The following is a 19,854-nucleotide window of genomic DNA, read 5'->3' as shown; positions in this document are numbered from 1 at the left end:
ATCTCGACAACATTGGCATTTGCGCCCCATCAGGAGACGTTCATGAGCCAGGCAGACTTCATCATCATCGGCGGCGGGATTGCCGGCGCTTCCACCGGTTTCTGGCTGTCGCAGCACGCACGCGTGATCGTGCTCGAACGCGAGTCCCACCCGGCCTATCACTCCACCGGACGCTCGGCGGCGCTGTACACCGCCGCCTACGGAACACCTCAGGTGCGTGCGTTAACCCAGGCCAGCCGCGACTTCTTCGACAATCCGCCAAGCGGTTTCTGCGAACACCCGCTGCTGACCCCGCGCGGCGAGATGACCGTGGACTTTACCGGCGACCCCGCCGAACTGAACAATCAATACCTGAGCGCCAAAGCCACGGTCCCTGAAATGCAATTGCTGAGCGCCGATGAGGCCTGCGTGCGCGTGCCGATCCTGCGCCGGGAAAAAGTCCACGGCGCGATCTACGATCCGACTGCCAGCGACATCGACACCGATGCCCTGCATCAGGGCTACCTGCGTGGCATCCGCCGCAACCAGGGCGAAGTCCATACCGACAGCGAAGTCCTGAGCCTGAGCCGCGATGCCGCAGGCTTGTGGCAGGTACAAACCCAGGGTCAGACCTTCAGCGCGCCGGTCATCATCAACGCCGCCGGTGCCTGGGCCGACAAGATCGGTGAAATGGCCGGTGCCCGGCCCCTGGGCCTGCAACCCAAGCGCCGCGCGGCCTTCATCTTCGCCGGCCCCGAGGGCGTGGACATCCACCATTGGCCGATGCTGGTGAGCCTCGACGAATCCTTCTACATGAAACCCGATGCCGGGATGTTCCTCGGCTCGCCGGCCAACGCAGACCCGGTCGACCCCCACGACGTGCAGCCCGAAGAGCTGGACATCGCCATGGGCATCTACCAGATCGAGGAAGCCACCACCCTGACCATCCGCCGCCCGACCCGAACCTGGGCTGGTTTGCGCAGTTTTGTCAGCGATGGCGACTTGCTGTCCGGCTTCGATCCGCAGGTGCAGGGGTTGTTCTGGGTGGCGGCACAAGGCGGCTACGGCATCCAGACCTCGCCAGCCATGGGCCAGGCCAGTGCCGCGCTCGTACGCGGTGAACCCCTGCCCGAACCCCTCACCCGCTTCGGTCTGAATGCCGCAATGCTGTCCCCTGCCCGCCTGGGTTGACTGCAGTCCTCAGGTGACGCGCCGATTCGATTGCGGCACACTTTCAGCGTCCTGTTTGACGGGGCGCTGAAGCTGCCCGGAGCCCCACTGTATGAACGCACCTGAACAAGATCCGGTCCTGAACGAGACGTCCCTGGACAACTTCCGGGCCATCGCCGATGCCATCGCCACGCTGTTTTTCCCCCACGCCGAAGTGGTGCTGCACGATTTGCGCACGCAAAAGGTCGACTACATCGCCAACAACCTGTCGAAACGGGAAATCGGTGACGACTCGGCCCTGGAGGACATGCTCAGCGACGATGTCAGCGAACGCAACATCGGGCCATACGAAAAGCTCAATTGGGATGGTCAGAAGATTCGCAGTCTCAGCACCGTGCTGCGCGACCGCGAGGGACACCCGCTGGCGGTGCTGTGCATCAACCTGAATATTTCGCTGTTCGAGAATGCCAAGGCCGCGCTGGACTTGTTCCTGTCGCCGACCAAGCTGATTCCGCAGCCCGATGCACTGTTTCGCGATGACTGGCAGGAGCGGATCAACACCTTCCTCCACGCCTGGCTGCGCGAACGCCAGCTGAGCCTGAACCTGCTAACCCGCGACCACAAACGTGAACTGGTGCTGGCCCTGCACGCCGAAGGCGCCTTCAAGGGCAAGAGCGCATCGAACTATGTGGCCAATGTACTGAACATGGGGCGGGCGACGGTGTACAAGCATTTGAAGGAACTCAAAGGCTGAGCATCCGACACCAACACACCGTATGGCCATGGTCGCCAACGATAACGCGGGAAACCCGACACCCCGCCGCGACCTCAGGCCCACCTGTAGGAGCGAGCACGCTCGCGATGATCGTCAACGATAACGCGGGAAACCTGACACCCCGCCGCGACCTCAGGCCCATCGCGAGCATGCTCGCTCCTACAGATGGCGCGTCCCCAACCCGTTATTCCAGCGCCGCAGCCGGGCCGAAGAACTCGTAGCGGCTCTGCTTCTCGGGTACGCCCAACGCCTTGAGGTGGCGCTTGACCGCCGCCATGAAGCCTTTAGGCCCAAGGAAGTAAGCATCCAGGTCGCGCTCTTCGGGCAACCAGGCGGCCAGTTGTTCCTGGCTCAGCAGCCCGACCTTGTGCGCTGCCGGGCTGACGCCGTCATCTTCGGCATAGCAGTAGAAACGCTTGAGTTGCGGGTGACGCTCGGCCAGCCCGTCGATCCAGTCGCGGAAGGCGTGGACGCTGCCATTGCGTGCGCAGTGGATGAAGTGCACCGGCCGCTCGGTTTCCAGGGCCGCTTCCAGCATGGCCAGGGTCGGGGTGATGCCGACGCCACCGCTGATCAGCACCAGCGGTTTGTCACTGGCGCTCAGGGTGAACTCGCCCGATGGCGGGAACAGCTGGATGCTCGCCCCTACATGCAATTGATCGTGCAAGTGATTGGAGGCTCGCCCGCCATCTTCACGCTTGACGCTGATGCGGTATTGGCCCTTGTTCGCCAACGCCGACAGCGAATAGTTGCGACGAATCTCTTCGCCATCAAGGATCAGTTTCATGCCGATGTACTGGCCTGGCTCGGCGGCGAGGATAGGCCCCTTGTCAGCCGGTTCGAAATAGAAAGAGGTGATTTCCACACTTTCCTCGACCTTGGCCGCCACGATGAATTCCCGCGCCCCGCGCCAGCCGCCCGGTGCCTGCTCTTTCTGGTCGTAGATACTGGTTTCGGCACCGATCAGGATGTCCGCCAGTTGACCGTAAGCCGCTCCCCATGCCGCAATCACTTCAGGCGTGGCGATTTCTTCGCCCAGCACCTCGGCAATGGCCCGCAGCAGGCAGCTACCTACAATCGGGTAGTGTTCCGGCAGAATCTGCAGGGCCACGTGCTTGTTGATGATCTTGGCCACCAGATCGCCCAACTGATCAAGCTGGTCGATGTGGCGGGCGTACATCAATACACCGTTCGCCAGGGCGCGCGGTTGATCACCGCTGGCCTGGTGAGCCTGGTTGAACAGAGGACGGACTTGCGGATATTCGGACAACATCATCCGGTAGAAGTGAGTGATCAGCGCTTCGCCACCGCTTTCAAGCAATGGCACAGTGGACTTGACGATGGCACGGTCTTGAACGCTCAGCATAAGGTGACTCCTGGGCAACGGGTTTTTTTAACAGTTGCCTTAGACTTATCAGTTTCCGTGCCAACTATTAAAATTTTAAAAATCAATTACTTAATTGCGCAGTAGTCATTACGACACACAGCAGGTTATAGTCTTATCGACTACACGGAGTCACTATGACTGCAAAATCCTTGCTCACTGCGCTGTTGCCACTGGTGGCGGACCTGTCCCGCGAACTCCCCGAGGGCGAACGCTATCGACGCTTGCTGGAAGCCATGCGCGCCCTGCTCCCCTGTGATGCCGCCGCCCTGCTGCGCCTCGATGGCGAATGGCTGGTGCCGCTGGCTGTCGATGGCTTGAGCACCGATACCCTCGGCCGGCGCTTCAAGGTCAGCGAACACCCGCGTTTTGAGGCACTGCTCAGCAGCGCCGGCCCCACGCGGTTTGCCGCTGACAGCAATATGCCCGACCCGTATGACGGCCTGGTCGATGGCCTGGACGATCATCTGGAAGTCCACGATTGCATGGGTTGCCCGCTGTTTATCGATGAGCGACCGTGGGGCCTGCTGACACTCGACGCCCTCAACCCGGAACAGTTCGAACCGATCGAGCTCGATGCCTTGGAGGCTTTCGCCAGCCTCGCGGCAGCTACCGTCAACGCCGCTGAACGGATCGAGCGCTTGAACAACAGGGTCGAAGACGAACACCAGCGCGCCGAGGTATACCGTCAGGCCAGCGGCCAGCAAAGCCGCGAAATGATTGGTCAAAGCAAAGCGCACAAACGCCTGGTGGAAGAGATCAACCTGGTGGGCGGCAGCGATTTGACGGTGCTGATCACCGGGGAAACCGGGGTGGGCAAGGAGCTGGTGGCCCAGGCTATCCACGCCGCCTCGCCGCGTGCCGACAAACCCATTATCAGCCTCAACTGCGCTGCCTTGCCGGATACGCTGGTGGAGAGCGAGCTGTTCGGGCACGTCCGCGGGGCCTTTACCGGGGCGCTGAACGACCGACGCGGCAAGTTTGAACTGGCCAATGGCGGCACGCTGTTCCTGGATGAGGTGGGCGAGCTGTCGCTGACCGTGCAGGCCAAATTGCTGCGCGTGCTGCAAAGCGGTCAGCTACAGCGGCTGGGTTCGGACAAGGAGCATCAGGTCGATGTGCGACTGATCGCAGCGACCAATCGCGACTTGGCCGAAGAAGTGCGCAGTGGTCGCTACCGCGCCGATTTTTATCACCGGCTCAGCGTTTACCCGTTGCTGGTACCGGCACTGCGTGACCGTGGGCGCGATGTATTGCTGCTCAGCGGTTACTTCCTCGAACAGAACCGCTCGCGCATGGGCCTCAACAGCCTGCGCCTGAGCACCGATGCCCAAGCGGCGTTGTTGGCCTACGGTTGGCCCGGCAATGTGCGCGAGCTGGAACACCTGATCGGCCGCAGTGCGTTGAAGGCGCTGGGTAACTGCAAGGAGCGACCGAAAATTCTCAGCTTGAGTGCCGCCGACCTCGATCTGCCCCATGGCAACGTCGAAGTCAGCGCCGAGCAACCCACCGCTGCAGCCGTGGAAACGGTGACCGGGGATTTGCGCGAAGCCACCGAGCGTTATCAGCGCCAATTGATCGGCGCATGCCTTGAACGACACCACCACAACTGGGCGAGCGCTGCCCGCGAGCTGGGCCTGGATCGGGCCAACCTCGGGCGGATGGCCAAGCGCCTGGGGATGAAATAAGCACCGGGGGCAATCGCTGCGAGTGGCGCATAACTTGCTTCGAGAGCCATCTTCGCGGCGACATTCTGTCGCCGCTGCCTGCCCCCGGATGCGACTGACCGCCCAATGAATACGACGTTTTCCTGTGTAGGCTGTGGCAAATGCTGCAATGACCACCACGTGCCCCTGACCCTGCAAGAAGCCCGGATGTGGGCGGCCGACGGTGGCCAGGTCATCGTGTTGGTGGAAGCCTTCCTGGGCAATGGCCTGGGCCTGCCGGCTCAGCAACGCGAGCACGCCGAACGGCGCTCGGCAGTGGTGCGCAGCGGCACCTGCGAGGCTTTCGTTGCCATCACTTTTGCCGCCTACAGCACCGGCGCCTGCCGCCATCTTGACCAGGACAACCTGTGCCGCATCTACGAACGCCGGCCGCTGGTGTGCCGCATCTATCCGATGGAGATCAATCCGCACATTCCCCTGAACATCGCTGCCAAGGAATGTCCGCCGCAATCATGGGAACAGGGACCGCCGCTGATTGTCGGTGGAGAGCTGGCGGATCCGCAACTGGCGGACCTGATCCAGCGCTCTCGCCAGGCGGATCGCGATGACATCCACATCAAGGATGCGATATGCGCGCTATTGGAGATTCGAACCACTGCACTCAAGGGCGACGGGTTTACCGCTTACCTGCCGGACATGACCGCGTTCGCCACGATCATCGACGAATTGGCCGGACAGACGTTACCGGCGTGGGAAAGCGAATGGCAGTTTCATGTGTCGGGGAACGATGTCGCCGGCCCCCTATTGGCAGCGGGTGCGCAGGTGGCGACCGAGTCGCCCGCTCACTATGCTTTCATTTCGTTGCGAAAGGCTTGAGCCCACCAGGCAACACCTGTATTCGCCCCTTCGCGAAGCACACTGGATAAACCTGAGACCTAACGCTTGCCCATCGAACGGCGAGTCCCCGGAGGCGCCATCCCCGGCGTCTTGGTGTGGCCATTCTTGGCGCCGTTCTTGTACCACGGCTGGCTGGCGTCCTTGGTGGCCTGCAGCTCACCGGGCTTGAACGGGAACTTGAACGCCGGGATTGCGGATTTGGTCTCGCTGTCAGCGCTGGAGTCGACGCTGTCTGGCAGCTCTGCCTGTTCGTCGCTCAAGGCGTCGGCTACCGGCGGTTGTTTCGGGGAAGTCATGAAAAGCTCCGGGTGATGCACACTGTGTCGGGCCCGTTCAGCGAGCCGCGAAAGACGCCAGTATAGCGGAAGGGCAGGTACAAGCTTCAAGCTGCAAGCTTCAAGTTAAACGCGCTGCGGATAGCTTTTGACTTGCGGCTTGGCGCTTGAAGCTTGTAGCTTTCCTCCCATTCTCTCCGCCTGACGAGCCCTGCGCCCATGAAAAAGACTGTTCTCGCCTTCAGCCGCGTCACGCCAGAAATGGTTGAACGCCTGCAACAAGACTTCGACGTCATCGTGCCGAACCCGAAAAAGGGTGATATCAACGCTCAGTTTAACGAAGCCCTGCCCCATGCCCACGGATTGATCGGGGTCGGTCGCAAGCTCGGTCGTGCACAACTGGAAAACGCCGCCAGTCTGGAAGTCGTGTCCAGCGTTTCCGTGGGCTATGACAACTACGACGTGGACTATTTCAACGAACGCGGGATCATGCTCACCAACACCCCGGACGTGCTGACTGAAAGCACCGCCGACCTGGCCTTCGCCTTGTTGATGAGCAGTGCACGCCGCGTCGCCGAGCTCGACGCCTGGACCAAGGCAGGCCAGTGGCAAGCCACCGTCGGTGCCCCGCTGTTCGGCTGCGATGTCCACGGCAAGACCCTGGGCATTGTCGGCATGGGTAACATCGGCGCGGCCATCGCGCGCCGAGGTCGGCTGGGCTTCAACATGCCGATCATCTACAGCGGCAACAGCCGCAAGACTGCGCTGGAGCAGGAACTCGGTGCGCAGATGCGCAGCCTGGACGAGCTGTTGGCTGAAGCCGACTTCGTTTGCCTGGTGGTTCCGCTCAGCGAGAAGACCAGACACTTGATCAGCCATCGCGAACTGGCCCTGATGAAGCCGAGCGCGATCCTGGTGAACATCGCTCGGGGTCCAGTGGTGGACGAGCCAGCACTGATCGATGCGCTGCAAAACAACCGCATTCGCGGTGCCGGGCTGGACGTGTATGAAAAGGAGCCGCTGGCCGAGTCGCCGCTGTTTCAGCTGAAAAACGCAGTGACCTTGCCGCATATCGGTTCGGCCACCCATGAAACCCGCGATGCCATGGCCAACCGTGCCCTGGCGAACCTGCGCAGCGCCTTGCTAGGTGAGCGCCCACAAGACCTGGTCAACCCGCAGGTCTGGAAAGGCTGAATGAACGATGGCACGTCGGGTTGGACGTGCCATTTCTTCATAACTTCAAGCGACCTGCTATTAAATAGTACAGACGACATACCTCGCAACGTAGTCTCCGACTGAACTTTCCCGAACAACTATAAACTTCGAGCCATTAAAAAAGCACCCAGCGTGCACTCGGAGAATACCCCAATGAATAAACTCACCACCGCCTCCGTGATAAGGCGGAGCAAAGTACTTATTGTTTTAACCGCTACATTATTCGGCTTGATGACGCTGGCCAACAATGTTACCGATTATGCGGCATACGCCGAATACATCGGGCGCATCATCAGCATGAGCGACACCACGGGCAACGACTCACGGCGCTACAGGTCCATTACGTCCAACATGTTTCATCATCGCTTTTACTGGGCAATCATTTCACTCGAAATTATTTTTACTTTTAGTTGCCTGGTGGGAACCTGGCAGCTCTATCGAAAACTCGATGCACCACGCAACGAGTTTCATGAAGCAAAAAAATTCGCGATCGCTGGCCTCGTGACAGGTATTTTTGTTTATCAGGCTTTATACGTCACCATACTCAATGAATGGTTCGACATGGATTACTCCGTTCACCGCAACACCTATATTTGGGCACAAAACAATATTGAATACATGTTTTTCGGCCTGATCTTTCTCACGGCAATAAAAGACAGCTGAACAGCCTGCGGCTCAGGCCAGCTTCCCCGTCACGGGTTTGGTGCTCGTGCCGGGCTTGCGAAACACCAACACGTTACCCAGCATGACCAGTACCAGGCCCACGAGCGCCGGGGGCGTCCATTGGTAGCCTTCGGCGAACGCCGAGACATTCAGCGCCACCACCGGAAACAGAACGGTGCAATAGGCTGCGCGCTCGGGCCCCATGCGTCCGACCAGGGTCAGGTACGCAGTGAAACCGATGACCGAACCGGGAATCACCAGGTACAACAGCGAGCCGATGTAGCGAGCGTTCCATTCCATGTCGAACGGGATCTCCTTGACCAGGCACCACACCGACAACATCGCCGCGCCATAGGCCATGCCCCAGGCATTGGTCGTCAGCGGCTTGAGCCCGGCCTTTTGTTGCAGGCTCGACAGCATGTTCCCCGCCGAGAAACACAGGGTGCCGCACAGGGCCAGGCCAAGGCCAAGCAAGGTTTGCGGGCTGGCGGTGTGACCCGCCAGCTCGGGCCAGAACAGCAGGCCCAGACCAAGCAAGCCCAGCGCGCCGCCCATCAGCACATTGCGAGCGATTTTCTGAGCGAAGAACACCCGTGCATTCAGCGCATTCCATAGCGTGGCCGTGGAAAACACCACGGCGACCAGGCCGCTGGGAATCCACTGACTGGCGGTCAGGAAACACATGAAGTTGACGCAGAACAGGCACAACCCCTGCGCCAGGCAAATCACGTGCCCGCGGCGGTTCATCACTTGCAGGCGGCGACTGAGCAGCAAAATCCCGAACAGCACCAGCGCCGCCAAGCCAAAGCGATAGACAATGGACACGGGAATCGCCACCACGCCCAGTTGCCATTTCAGGGCGATCCAGGTGGTGCCCCAGATCAGCACGGTCAGCAGGTACAACGAAAGGTTCATGGCAAAGGCTCCTTGATAGGCGACCAGTGTCCTGCGCCGCGTTGCGTCGCACTTGCATAATCTTGCGCTTTTGTCAGGCGACGGGCTGGCAGGCGAAGGCCTACGGAGTAGGATGCAAGGCGTTGGAGAGAAACGATCATGCCCGCACTGGAATCCCTGCAAGTGTTTCAAGCCCTCAACCGCTCGCCCAATGCTCGCCTGGAGCACAGCGCCGAGCTCGGTGACGGATTGGCAGCAGCCTTGTGGAACAACCATCACGATGCCCAGGACTACGAAGCGCCGAGCCACCATACGCTGTCCTGCTACATCGCTGGCGGTACCGGGACCTTCCGGCGGGACCAGCCCGGCACCAAGGGCGGTCCGGACAAGCTGTGCATCCTGCCGGCCGACCATCAGTCAGGCTGGGTGATCAATGGCGACATTCGCCTGGCACACCTGTATTTCAGCCCCGAACAATTTGCCCTCGGCTGCGTCACCCTGCTCGATCGCGAGCCACGGCAACTGCAGTTGCGTGAGCAAACTTTTCTGGATGACCCACAACAGGCGTTGCGCTTTCGGCACTTGATCAGCCTCAACTGGGACGAACCGGGAGAACGTCTGCTCACCAGCAGCCTGGCCCATGAAATGCTCGCCCACGCCCTGCTCAGCCAGGTCAGCGTGCGTCCCGACTTGCGCCTCAAGGGTGGCCTGGCCGCGCATCAGCGACGGCACCTTGTGGCGTTCATCGACAGTCAATTGGCCGAAGCCATCAGCCTGGGGCAGTTGGCGGGATTGTGCGCGCTGTCGGAATATCACTTTGCGCGGATGTTCCGTGAGAGTTTCGGCTTGCCACCCCACCAGTATGTACTGGCGCGGCGCCTCAACCGGGCGCGGGATTTGCTGCGCACTACCTTGCAGCCATTGGGGGAGATTGCAATAGCGTGCGGATTTTCCAGTGCCAGTCATTTCACCAATCGTTTCAGGCAGGCGCTAGGTGGAACGCCGGGAGAATATCGGCAGGCGTTTTTACGATAAATAAGGGAAAGTTCGATTACTTTCGATTCAAAAATCAATCCTGTTTATTTCGAAATACAGCAAACATAACGAAACCCTGGTATTTCTGACAGTATCCACTCAACACTCGGACAAGTAATACTCCTCTCTCACCAAGGAGTTTTATATCATGTCCAAAACAACCTGTAACACTGAAGCGACCACCCTCAACAGCGAATTCGACGGAGCTAAATCCGAAGGCTCCGCAACGATCAACGTTGCAAGCTACGGTAAAGACTTCTCTTTTACGAATGTCTACACCCGGCAGGATACCTCCCTGTTTGAAATTTTCGCCACCAACGACGACCAGTCCTACGGACTGACACTTAAACTCCAAAAGGAGTTTGATGAGAGCGAAGATTCTCTGCGCGTCATAAACCAAATGCAGTTTTTGGCAAGACAACACAATGGTTCTCACGACGTTTATTCTTTCGTCCACGACAAGATTGGCCGGATTTCCATAAAGTTATCTGATGATGGAAGCATTAAAGAAATTGACTTTAAGCTCAACCTGAAACTCGGCGTCAACGGACCGCTGGATTGGTCCACAGGGCAAATCAAACTCAATAGTAAATAACGCTTCCCCGCCCACCTCACCGTCCTTGCCAGCAGCACGACAAGGACGGTTTGCTTCAGGAACAAAACACCGCCCCCTCGTCAAAACTCCAAGGTGCTCGACAACGTCACCTGCCGCGAATCCCCCATCGACACAAAGAACCGGCTCGCCGCCGAGGTGTAGTACGTGCGGTCAAACAGGTTTTTCACGTTGAGTTGAAACTTGACCCGCTGCCCATCGAGTTGGGTGTCATAGGTGGCGAACGCGTCGGCGACGGTGTAGCTCGGCAGGTCGAAATCATTCACGGCATTGCCCGCTCGTTCGCCGACATAGCGTGCTCCAGCGCCAACCCGCAGCTGATCGCCACCGACAATCGTGCCGAAGTCATAGACCGCCGACAGTGAGCCACTATTCTTCGCGACGTTCTGCAGCTGTTTACCTTTGTAGACCGGGTCCTGCGTCACTTCGGCATCGGTGTAGGCATAACTGCCGATCATGCTCCAGCGGTCGCTGAGCTGGCCGCTCAAGTCCACTTCCAGGCCACGGGAACGCACTTCACCGGCCGCACTGTAGAGGGTCACCGGGCCTTCGGCGTTAGCCACCAGGACGTTGCGCTTCTTGATGTCGAACAATGCAAGGTTGCCCGTTACGCGGCCCGGCATTTCCAGCCTGGCCCCCACTTCCCACGACTTGGCTTCTTCCGGCGCGATGCTGCCGTCGAGCACGGTGCTGCTGCCGCTCAGTGGGGCAATGGTCGAGTTGGGTTTGAACGATTCGGTGTAGCTGCCATAGAAGGACAGTTCATTGGTATAGCGGTAGACCAGGCCGGCGCGCGGCACCCATTTTTGCCCATTGCTGTCGGTGTTGGCCTTGAACGGCACGCCTTTGCCGGCGTACTGGTCGTACTCCTGGAAACGTCCGCCAGCCACCAGGATCCATTGGTCTGTGAGGTGGATCGAGTCCTGCAAATACACCGAATCGCTACGCAGGATATCGGTCTGCGCACTGTCGGCCGGGCTGACTGTGGTGCCGGGGACTTCGCGGCCGTATACCGGGTCGAGGTAGCTGAAGGTTGTCAGGCTTTTCTGACGGATCAGGTCGGCGCGGTAGATCTTGCGGTATTCGTCATCGACCCCGAGCACCAGGTCATGTTGCATGCCGGCTACGTCGATCTTGCCTTCGAGGCTCGCAGTCGTGAAACGGTCCGTACTCATAGCGTTCTGCGTGCCGTCCATGCTGCGTGAGAGCGTGCCGTTGCGGGTATCGATGGCGGTCACACGCACCTGGCTGGCGTCATAGGTCTCACGATTCCAGCTGTAGCCGAAATGGGCTTTCCAGTCGTTGTTGAGGTCGTGATCGGCCTGGAAGTGATACAGGTCGGAGCGCCCTTCCATGTTGTTGAACGGTTCGTCGAGCCGGCGATCACGGGGGATGTCCAGCGGATGATTGTCACGCGGATCGATCACCGTGCCACGGTCGAACGGGGTCAGGAACTCCCGGTGTTCATAGGCGAACGTCAGTTGGGTGCTTTCACCAAACCAGGCCAGCGACGGCGCCACCAGCGTCTCGCGATGCACCCCGTAGTTGCGCCAGTAATCCTCGTCTTCGTGGTCCAACACCAGACGGTAGGCCAACCCGGACTCACCCAGCGCGCCCGTGCTGTCAAAGGTGCCGCCGCTGCCGTTCTTGCCCTCGCCATAAGTCGAACCACGCAGGGTCAGGGCATTGTAGGGATCAAGCTCCGGCTGCTTGCTGACCATGTTGACCACGCCGCCGGGATCCTGGATACCATAGAGCAGCGAGGCCGGGCCCTTGAGCACTTCGACCCGGTCCACTGTCGCGTTCAAGCCCCGCCCCTGCACCACCGGCATGCCGTCACGCATGATCGAACCGTTGCGGTTGTCGCCGAAACCGCGGGTCATCACCGAATCCTGGGTGCTGCCCAGCGTGTTGCCCTGGGTGATGCCGCTGACGTTCGCCAGCGCGTCATCCAGGTTACGCGGATCCTGGTCGCGAATGACCTGGGCCGGGACGACGTTGACCGTCTGGGGAATTTCCTGAAGCGGCGTCGAGGAACGCATCACCGAGCTGGTGGGTGGCGGCTGGTAACTTGTGGACGGGTCCATCACCGAGGTGATGGTGGTAGCGCCCAGATTCAACGCGCCCTCGGTCGGTAGCGGTTCCAGGACCATGGTGTGGCCATCGATGCGCCGCGAGGTCAAGCCGCAACCGCCGAGCAACCGCTGCAGGGCCTGTTCTGCACTCAACTGCCCGTTGAGCGCCGGGGCAGTGAGGCCGTAAGGCGCTTCATCGGTATAGACCACGCTGATACCGGTGATGCGGCTGAAGTCGCTCAAGGCCTGGGGCAGTGGTTTGGCGACCATCGAAAAGCTGAACAGCGTGCTTTGCGGGGCGCCGGCCTGCGCGGCCATCGCCTCGTTCAGCGGCAGCAGCGCCAATGCCGCGAAGCTCAACGCAGACACACCCAACCATTGTTTGACCGAACCCGGTATTGCCCTGGACTTCATGACTCATGACCTGTGTAGAACCGCAACGGATGCGAATGAATCGCAGTTTCAGTCACTACACGGATGGCATTCGGTTTTACCTCAGCAGAAAGTTGAAAATAATTATTCCAAGAAGGTGTGGTGTCAGATTGGCCCCTTCGCGAGCAGGCTCGCTCCCACACTTGGAATGCGTTCTCCTGCTCGCGAAGGGGCCAATCGTCTCAGCGCAAAATAATCAGGTGCCCCAGAACCTGGTGTTGCTCAAACCCCAACACCCCCCGCAATGAACTCAACACCGCTTGTGGGTCCTTGCTCGCAAAGCTGCCGCTGATCTGCCGCTGCGCCAATTCATCATTGAGCACCACGATCCTCCCCGGGTAATAACGGCGCAAATCCTCGACCACATCAGCCAGCGGCGCCTTGTAGTAGGTGAGCCATCCCTGGCGCCATGCCAGCTGAGCTTCACTGTCCACCACGTGCAGTTGTTCCGCGGAGCCTCTGCCGTAGGCCACTTGCTGGCCGGCCGTCAGGACTTGCTGATGCGCGTTCTTGTCTGCCGTCACGCCAACCCGGCCAGACAACACCGTCACCTGCGCCCCATGAGGTTGCAGTCGCACTTCGAACTGGGTGCCGAGTACCCGCGCCTGGCCCTTCTCGGCGTCGACCACAAACGGCTCGCCGGTATGGGTCACGCGGAAAAATCCGGCACCGCGGCGCACTTGCACATGCCGCTCACCGCCCCTGAAATCCACGGCAATCGCACTGTCGGCGTCAAGGGTGACCTGCGATTGATCGGCCAGGGTGACGGTGCGGATCTCCCCCGGCGCCGAGACGTAATCGGCACCCAGGTCGTCGACCCAGCGCAACGGCTGCAAACCGCCGCCGAGGCCGATCATCAGCAGCAGGCAAGCCGCCATGGCCAGCGCGCCCGACCAGCGCCGCACGCTGCTGCGGCGTGAGCGATTCATCGCGTTGAGGTACCCCTGCAAGGCCAGCGCGTCCTCATCGGCGAACCTGCGCGCCGGCACTTCACTCAACTCCCACAACACTTGCGCACGGGCATAAGCCTGCGCATGCGCGGGGTCGGCCTGCAACCATTGACTGAAGGTGGCTTGGTCACCGCTGCTAGGCTGGTCATGCAACAGACTTAACCAGGCCAGCGCTTGCTGTTCCTGAGCGGGCGTCGGCATGACGCGTTCGATGCTGTTCACTGTGCATTCCCTGGCGTACGCGGCTCGGACTCGCGCAGGCTGGCCTTGCAGGCCTCGAGCGCGCGCATCATATGTTTTTCCACGGCACTCTGGGACAGGCCCATGGCCTTGGCGATCTCGGCGTACTTGCGACCATGGATGCGGTTGAGCAAAAAGATCTGCCGCGTGCGTTCCGGTAACGCGCGTAACGCTGCTTCGACGTGGCGCAGATCGTTGCCTGCCTCCAGTGCCGCTTGCGGCTCGCCGCCCATACAGTGCGCCGATTCGGCCATCAAACCTTCGTTGGCCCGCACCCGCGTGCCTTCGCTGCGCAAGTGGTCGATGGCGATGTTGCTGGCGCTGCGCAGCAGATAGGTGCTGAGTTCTTCAACTTGCACCAAGGGGCGTCGCCAAAACCGTACGAACAAGTCTTGCACCAGGTCCGCCGCCGTCGCTCGACAACCCACGCGACGGCTCACCAACGCTTCCATTTGCGCACGCTGGGAGAGAAATACCTGGAGAAAATGCGCACGGTCGCCGCGTGGTTCGCGGTGCTCGATCTCGGGAGATTCGGGAGTAGTCATCGATTCAATACTGCGCCATAGCGGCAATCGGGCTGGCCCACAACCGGGTGTGTGATCAGCGAGGCGCAATACTAATGATAAATATTCTCATACGCAAAACTAGATGAATGAACCTGAATAGCAAATATCAGAGCGCCCAACTCGCCGAGTGCGACGGTTCGCTGGATCCTTTGACCACAAAACTAAACGGGCCTGCATTGCAGGCCCGTTTTCATTGGGAGGGTCAATCAGGCATCAAGCGTTTTGCGCAGCCTGTTCGTTTTCAAGAAACTCTTCTTCCAGCAGCTTGTCGGCGTGAGGCCGGCGCTCGAAGGGCACCACGGCAGCGCGTGGTTTGCCGCGCAGTTTGCCGAACAGGTGTTCAAGGGCGTGTTCGAGTTTCTCGGCAGCTCCGTCGATCGCCAGTTCCAGGCTGGCGGCTTTATGGGTGACAGAAATCGGTTGGTGGCCTTTTGGCCGCGCTTCCAGCTGGCAGCGCAAATCATGGGGACCCGGCTTGTCGCCGTTCTCGTCCCGCAGGTGAACCTCGACGCGGGTCAGGTCCTCCTCATAACGTTCGAGCGTGCTCTCAATGGTGGTTCGTACCCACTCCTCCAGTCGGATGCTGCTTTGAATATGGTTATCGCTATTGACTTGGATTTGCATAGTTCATCCCTTATTTCAGCTAGCTCGCGAGAGGCCGGTCAGCTAAGCCCTTGGGCGTCATCACCGTGACCTCTTACTTACACAATCGGTCTGTACGATGAACAATTCAACCCCTAAAAAAAGATAAATATCTAATCGCAAAAAAAGCCGGACAACCGGCAAAAGCGCTGTTAAGGTCGGGAGTTGGGTCGCCACTCTCCTACGAAATAATTGCTCACATCTGCCGCTCCCCCAGCGGGTGCAGGCCGCGAAAAATCGCCGCCTCCTCCACCAGCCAGTCATGTACCGCCCGCACGCCCGGATGGCTCAGCGCCCCCGGCGCGTAGAGCACCATGTAGCGCTTGTGATTGGGCACCGCCAGGCCGAACGGTACGATCAATGCGCCCCGCTCCAGCTCGTCATTGAGCAGCGTACGCCGTGCAATCGCCACGCCCATCCCGGCGATGGCCGCTTCGATGGTCAGGTGATTGCGATTGAAAGTATGCCCGCGCCGCACGTCGGCACCTTCAAAGCCGATGGCATCGAGATAGAACTCCCATTCCGCGTATTCATAGCTGCCGCGCCAGGCAGTAATGTCATGCAGCAACGGAAAATGCAGCAGGTCCGCTGGGCCATGCAACGGCGGACGCCCGCGTAACAGGCCCGGGGCACACACCGGGAAAATCTGCTCATCGAGCAAGGCTGTGGATAACAATCCGGGGTAGCTGCCGTCATTCAGATCGATGGCCAGGTCGAAATCGCCTTCGTGCAACGGTACGCTGCTGTCTTCGGCGACCAGGCGTAGCTGGATGTCCGGGAAGCGCTGCTGCAAGCGTGGCAGGCGCGGCGTAAGCCATTTGCTCAGGAAAGAAGGGATCGAACGCACCCGCAGTGTGCCGCTGATCATCCCCGCGTCCAGCCGGCGCAGTTCGGCATCGATGCTGCCGTAGGCCTCGTTGACCGTAATGGCCAGTCGCTGGCCTTCGGCGCTCAGCTCTACGCCCCGGGCACGCCGGTGAAACAGTCGAAAACCAAGGCGCTCCTCCAGCTGTCGGATCTGCTGGCTGACCGCCCCCGGCGTGATGTGCAGTTCTTCAGCGCAACGGGTGAACGACAGGTGCCGCGCGGCACAGGAAAACACCTGTAGCCAGACGTAAGTCTGGGCGTGTAATTGGCGGCTCATTGTTTAGTCCTGCTAAAGGCTGTCTTAGGAAGTTTCGTTGGTCACGTCGGACCGAGAGAGGCAGTATCGCTGAAAGTGCGCTTGTCCTACAAAAATGGCAGCGATTCATCTTCCATTGCAGGAATAGGCTTTAGCATGGCTATCAGTGTTTTCGATCTCTTCAAAGTTGGCATCGGTCCGTCCAGCTCCCATACGGTCGGCCCCATGCGTGCTGCCGCGACCTTCGCCCAGGCGCTGGTAGACCAGGGTTCAGTGACTGACGTACGGCGAGTGGAAATCCGCTTGTACGGCTCCCTGTCGGCGACCGGTGTCGGTCATGCCACCGACCGAGCTTGCGTCATGGGCTTGATGGGCGAATGGCCTGACCGTATCGACCCCTCCACCATCGACAGCCGGATCCATACCCTGCGTGAAACCGGCGAGTTGTTGCTGGCAGGCCAGGTGAGCATTGCCTTCGACTGGTCGCGCGATCTGCTGCTGCTCGACGAGAGCTTGCCCTACCACCCCAACGCCATGTCCCTGACCGCCTTCGGCGAAACCGGCGAACTGTTCGAACAGACGTACTACTCGGTCGGTGGTGGGTTCATCATCGAGGCCGCAGAAGCCGAGTCCGGGCTCTCCCCTACCCGCGACGTGGTTTTGCCCTACGACTTTTCCAGTGCCGTCGAGCTGCTCAAGCTCTGCAACCAGCACGGTCTGCGTGTCAGCGAGTTGATGATGGCCAACGAACGGGCCTGGCGCAGTGACGAAGAAATACGCCAGGGCTTGCTGCATATCTGGTCGGTGATGCGCGAATGCGTCGAGCAGGGGCTGGAGCACGAAGGCATCCTCCCCGGTGGCCTGAACGTGCCGCGACGTGCGGCGAAATTGCACCGCAGCCTGTTGGAAATCGGCAAGCCGAACGTCATCACGTCGACCCTGTCGGCCATGGAATGGGTGAACCTTTTCGCCCTCGCCGTGAACGAAGAAAACGCCGCCGGCGGTCGCATGGTGACAGCACCGACCAACGGTGCAGCGGGGATCATTCCGGCGGTGCTGCACTACTACATGAAATTCAACCCCGACGCGTCGGACGATGACGTCGTGGCGTTCTTTTTGGGCGCCGCCGCCGTCGGCATCCTGTGCAAGAAAAACGCCTCGATCTCTGGTGCCGAAGTCGGTTGTCAGGGCGAGGTCGGCTCTGCCTGCGCCATGGCCGCCGCCGGCCTGGCAGAAGTCCTCGGCGCCACGCCGGAGCAATTGGAAAACGCCGCCGAGATCGGCCTTGAACACAACCTCGGCCTGACCTGCGACCCGGTCGGCGGGCTGGTGCAAGTGCCGTGTATCGAACGCAACGCAATTGCTGCCGTAAAGGCAATCAACGCCACGCAAATGGCCCTGCGTGGCGACGGCAAACACTTCATCTCCCTGGACCGGGTGATCCGCACCATGCGCGACACCGGTGCCGACATGCACGACAAATACAAGGAGACATCCCGAGGCGGCCTGGCGGTGAACTGGGTAGAGTGCTGACCGGTTTGGTGGCATGCAGGCGCAAATTGCCCTGAAACGGGCAGCCCCCTATAGGAGCGAGCCTGCTCGCGATGGATGTCCGGACACCGCTGGCATTCAGACTGCCATCGTCATCGTTGGCGACCATCGCGAGCAGGCTCGCTCCTACAGATGGTGTTTGCTGCCTGACAAAGTTTCCGGCATGCCCTTTGCTACATCCCGTTTGGAACATTGATGGCGATATTGACGAGAGAATGGCCGATGGTCCGGTGTTGCGAACCAACCCGATCACGGCCGGTCAACAACTGCACGTTCAATCAAGCGGTGACGCATCATGGACAACCCTTTCCAGCTCATTACCGATGCTTTTGCAGCGGACTATCAGATCAACCTGAGCATTCAGGGTCTTGATGGCAGCATCATGCTGACCCTGTCCAACAATGGCCGCGTAGTCGCAAAGCGCATAATCAGTGCCGAGCAACGCAACGATCCACAACGGCTCAAGCGTCTGGTGCAAAGCATCCAGTTCGGCATCGCCATCGAACAGGGGCACAGTGCGGTGGCGATTCTCGAAGCCATGACCGATGGCGGCACGCACAGCCTGCCGCCACCCTCGATAAAAAATCGCCCGCGCCCGGCCATCAGGCTTTAAAGCTCGCCCTTCTCCACTTCAGGATGTTCGCCCGAGCCCGCACCTGTCTTACGGTGCGGATGCTCGATCTTCACTGAAGGAAATTGCGAGGAGGCGTAGCGCACCACCAGGATCGCAAACGCCAGCAACAGGATCCCACCGCACAGGTAGATGATCCCCAGGTCGGGTGGATTGTGATGGGACACGTTTGAAATCAGCAGCCGCGTGAGCGCCGTGATCGCCACGTAGATCAGGAAACGCACCGGCATGTGATTGGTCTTGAAGTAAATCCCGACCATCGCTCCCAGTTCCAGGTAGATGAACAGCAGCAGGATGTCGTCGATCTTGATATGCCCCTGCTCGAGCATCCCGAGAAACTCCATCACCGCAGCCCACGCGGTCACCGCACCAATGGCAAACAGCGCCAGGTAGTGGAAAGTTTCGACGAACAGGTTGCCCAGTGACTCGGCCAGTTCATGCACGTTCTGCCGCAGCTTTTCGGCCCAGTTGATTTTCACGATGATGCTTCCTTAGGTCGACTCGACCGGATAATGCAGGTTGGACGTGACGGTTGTTCTGCATGCAGAAACAAGGCCACGACCATGATGGCGAGACGCCTTGGATTCTGCTCCGTGACGTTTGGTCGCAGCTATCTTTACCCAGCTACCAATACCCGACGCCTGACAAATCCCGAAACCGACCTACATTAAAAAGCCACTACCCAAATCCGAGAGATTCGCTTATCCTTTGCTGTATATAGATACAGTAGTCGAATCAGACTAATAAATTTGAAGGCATGTGAGGTGGTGAATGGCCGTCGAAGTGGTATACCGCAGCAGCCGAGATCTGGAGCGCTTGTTCATGGATAAAGCCGAAGCCGATCGTCATGACAAAATGCTCGAGCTGGCCGAGTTGCTGGCTGACGTGTTGCAGAAAGCTGTTCCGTCCTTGACCGAACAGCAAGTTGAAGAAGTCGGGATCTACATGGCGAAAAACCGCGACGTGTTCGCCAAGGCGTTCAAGAGCCAGCCGGACGCCTTGTCCGAACTGCTCACAGCGCCAGCGCAGGTCGTAGAGCCGGTTAAAGAAGCAGTGCCTGTTGAAGAGGCAATCGCT

The 19,854-nt window shown here is 59.8% G+C and carries 19 protein-coding genes and 1 pseudogene; 11 read left to right on the top strand and 9 right to left on the bottom strand.

Features of this window, described 5'->3' with window-relative positions; genetic code table 11:
• The first annotated feature begins 42 nt into the window (after positions 1 to 42).
• The gene (locus CGA21_RS12760; protein WP_188264295.1) at positions 43 to 1,170 is read left to right on the top strand and encodes an NAD(P)/FAD-dependent oxidoreductase; all 1,128 of its coding nucleotides are present in this window, start codon (positions 43 to 45) and stop codon (positions 1,168 to 1,170) included.
• Positions 1,171 to 1,261: 91 nt separating this feature from the next.
• On the top strand, positions 1,262 to 1,903 hold the full coding sequence (locus CGA21_RS12755) for a transcriptional regulator (RefSeq protein ID WP_110746911.1): 642 nt from the start codon (positions 1,262 to 1,264) through the stop codon (positions 1,901 to 1,903).
• 205 nt (positions 1,904 to 2,108) lie between these two features.
• On the opposite strand, the gene hmpA is transcribed toward CGA21_RS12755, so the two are convergent.
• On the bottom strand, positions 2,109 to 3,290 hold the full coding sequence (gene hmpA, locus CGA21_RS12750) for an NO-inducible flavohemoprotein (protein WP_188264294.1): 1,182 nt from the start codon (positions 3,288 to 3,290) through the stop codon (positions 2,109 to 2,111).
• Positions 3,291 to 3,445: 155 nt separating this feature from the next.
• On the opposite strand from hmpA, the gene norR reads away from it, so the two are divergent.
• Together norR and CGA21_RS12740 are read left to right on the top strand one after the other, a co-directional pair.
• Positions 3,446 to 4,996 carry a nitric oxide reductase transcriptional regulator NorR gene (norR, locus tag CGA21_RS12745; RefSeq protein WP_110746907.1) on the top strand — a complete coding sequence of 517 codons (1,551 nt, stop codon included), beginning with the start codon at positions 3,446 to 3,448 and terminating at the stop codon, positions 4,994 to 4,996.
• Positions 4,997 to 5,101: 105 nt separating this feature from the next.
• Positions 5,102 to 5,851, top strand: coding sequence for a YkgJ family cysteine cluster protein (locus tag CGA21_RS12740; protein WP_110746905.1), 750 nt, complete (start codon positions 5,102 to 5,104; stop codon positions 5,849 to 5,851).
• A 59-nt stretch (positions 5,852 to 5,910) separates the two neighbouring features.
• On the opposite strand, the gene CGA21_RS12735 is transcribed toward CGA21_RS12740, so the two are convergent.
• Complete coding sequence (locus CGA21_RS12735; RefSeq protein WP_110746903.1) at positions 5,911 to 6,168, bottom strand: hypothetical protein; 258 nt, start codon at positions 6,166 to 6,168, stop codon at positions 5,911 to 5,913.
• A gap of 198 nt (positions 6,169 to 6,366) precedes the next feature.
• On the opposite strand from CGA21_RS12735, the gene CGA21_RS12730 reads away from it, so the two are divergent.
• Together CGA21_RS12730 and CGA21_RS12725 are read left to right on the top strand one after the other, a co-directional pair.
• Positions 6,367 to 7,341, top strand: coding sequence for a 2-hydroxyacid dehydrogenase (locus CGA21_RS12730; protein WP_020796705.1), 975 nt, complete (start codon positions 6,367 to 6,369; stop codon positions 7,339 to 7,341).
• A gap of 174 nt (positions 7,342 to 7,515) precedes the next feature.
• A complete protein-coding gene (locus CGA21_RS12725) occupies positions 7,516 to 8,025 on the top strand; it encodes a DUF2165 family protein (RefSeq protein WP_042955299.1) in 510 nt (169 codons plus the stop codon).
• A gap of 12 nt (positions 8,026 to 8,037) precedes the next feature.
• On the opposite strand, the gene CGA21_RS12720 is transcribed toward CGA21_RS12725, so the two are convergent.
• The gene (locus tag CGA21_RS12720; protein ID WP_188264293.1) at positions 8,038 to 8,940 is read right to left on the bottom strand and encodes a DMT family transporter; all 903 of its coding nucleotides are present in this window, start codon (positions 8,938 to 8,940) and stop codon (positions 8,038 to 8,040) included.
• Positions 8,941 to 9,078: 138 nt separating this feature from the next.
• On the opposite strand from CGA21_RS12720, the gene CGA21_RS12715 reads away from it, so the two are divergent.
• The gene (locus tag CGA21_RS12715; protein WP_188264292.1) at positions 9,079 to 9,954 is read left to right on the top strand and encodes a helix-turn-helix transcriptional regulator; all 876 of its coding nucleotides are present in this window, start codon (positions 9,079 to 9,081) and stop codon (positions 9,952 to 9,954) included.
• A gap of 148 nt (positions 9,955 to 10,102) precedes the next feature.
• On the top strand, positions 10,103 to 10,549 hold the full coding sequence (locus CGA21_RS12710; protein ID WP_110746899.1) for a hypothetical protein: 447 nt from the start codon (positions 10,103 to 10,105) through the stop codon (positions 10,547 to 10,549).
• An 80-nt stretch (positions 10,550 to 10,629) separates the two neighbouring features.
• Here CGA21_RS12710 and CGA21_RS12705 read toward each other — a convergent pair whose 3' ends face one another.
• From CGA21_RS12705 to CGA21_RS12685, 5 genes are all read right to left on the bottom strand, one after another.
• On the bottom strand, positions 10,630 to 13,056 hold the full coding sequence (locus CGA21_RS12705; RefSeq protein WP_188264291.1) for a TonB-dependent siderophore receptor: 2,427 nt from the start codon (positions 13,054 to 13,056) through the stop codon (positions 10,630 to 10,632).
• A gap of 200 nt (positions 13,057 to 13,256) precedes the next feature.
• The gene (locus CGA21_RS12700) at positions 13,257 to 14,246 is read right to left on the bottom strand and encodes a FecR family protein (protein WP_188264290.1); all 990 of its coding nucleotides are present in this window, start codon (positions 14,244 to 14,246) and stop codon (positions 13,257 to 13,259) included.
• On the bottom strand, positions 14,243 to 14,809 hold the full coding sequence (locus CGA21_RS12695) for an RNA polymerase sigma factor (protein WP_110746894.1): 567 nt from the start codon (positions 14,807 to 14,809) through the stop codon (positions 14,243 to 14,245). Before CGA21_RS12695 ends, CGA21_RS12700 begins: the two co-directional genes overlap by 4 nt.
• A gap of 234 nt (positions 14,810 to 15,043) precedes the next feature.
• A complete protein-coding gene (locus CGA21_RS12690; protein ID WP_008054445.1) occupies positions 15,044 to 15,454 on the bottom strand; it encodes an HPF/RaiA family ribosome-associated protein in 411 nt (136 codons plus the stop codon).
• Between the two features lie 214 nt (positions 15,455 to 15,668).
• The gene (locus tag CGA21_RS12685) at positions 15,669 to 16,616 is read right to left on the bottom strand and encodes a LysR substrate-binding domain-containing protein (RefSeq protein ID WP_020796698.1); all 948 of its coding nucleotides are present in this window, start codon (positions 16,614 to 16,616) and stop codon (positions 15,669 to 15,671) included.
• A gap of 135 nt (positions 16,617 to 16,751) precedes the next feature.
• Here CGA21_RS12685 and CGA21_RS12680 point away from each other — a divergent pair, with 135 nt between their 5' ends.
• Positions 16,752 to 18,128, top strand: coding sequence for an L-serine ammonia-lyase (locus CGA21_RS12680; RefSeq protein WP_110746893.1), 1,377 nt, complete (start codon positions 16,752 to 16,754; stop codon positions 18,126 to 18,128).
• 313 nt (positions 18,129 to 18,441) lie between these two features.
• Positions 18,442 to 18,759 (top strand): DUF3509 domain-containing protein, encoded by a 318-nt coding sequence (locus CGA21_RS12675; protein ID WP_188264289.1) that lies wholly within the window; start codon positions 18,442 to 18,444, stop codon positions 18,757 to 18,759.
• Here CGA21_RS12675 and CGA21_RS12670 read toward each other — a convergent pair.
• Positions 18,756 to 19,256, bottom strand: coding sequence for a phosphate-starvation-inducible protein PsiE (locus tag CGA21_RS12670; protein WP_008054441.1), 501 nt, complete (start codon positions 19,254 to 19,256; stop codon positions 18,756 to 18,758). The genes CGA21_RS12675 and CGA21_RS12670 overlap by 4 nt on opposite strands.
• Before the next feature lie 292 nt (positions 19,257 to 19,548).
• Here CGA21_RS12670 and CGA21_RS12665 point away from each other — a divergent pair.
• Positions 19,549 to 19,788, top strand: a pseudogene (locus tag CGA21_RS12665) (YebG family protein); the annotation flags it as partial.
• Positions 19,789 to 19,854 lie beyond the last annotated feature (66 nt).

This window comes from Pseudomonas sp. PSB11, from assembly GCF_014596605.1.
Taxonomy (GTDB): Bacteria; Pseudomonadota; Gammaproteobacteria; order Pseudomonadales; family Pseudomonadaceae; genus Aquipseudomonas; species Aquipseudomonas umsongensis.
Note: the sequence above shows the minus strand (reverse complement) of the source record. Positions and strands in the feature narration are given on the sequence as shown.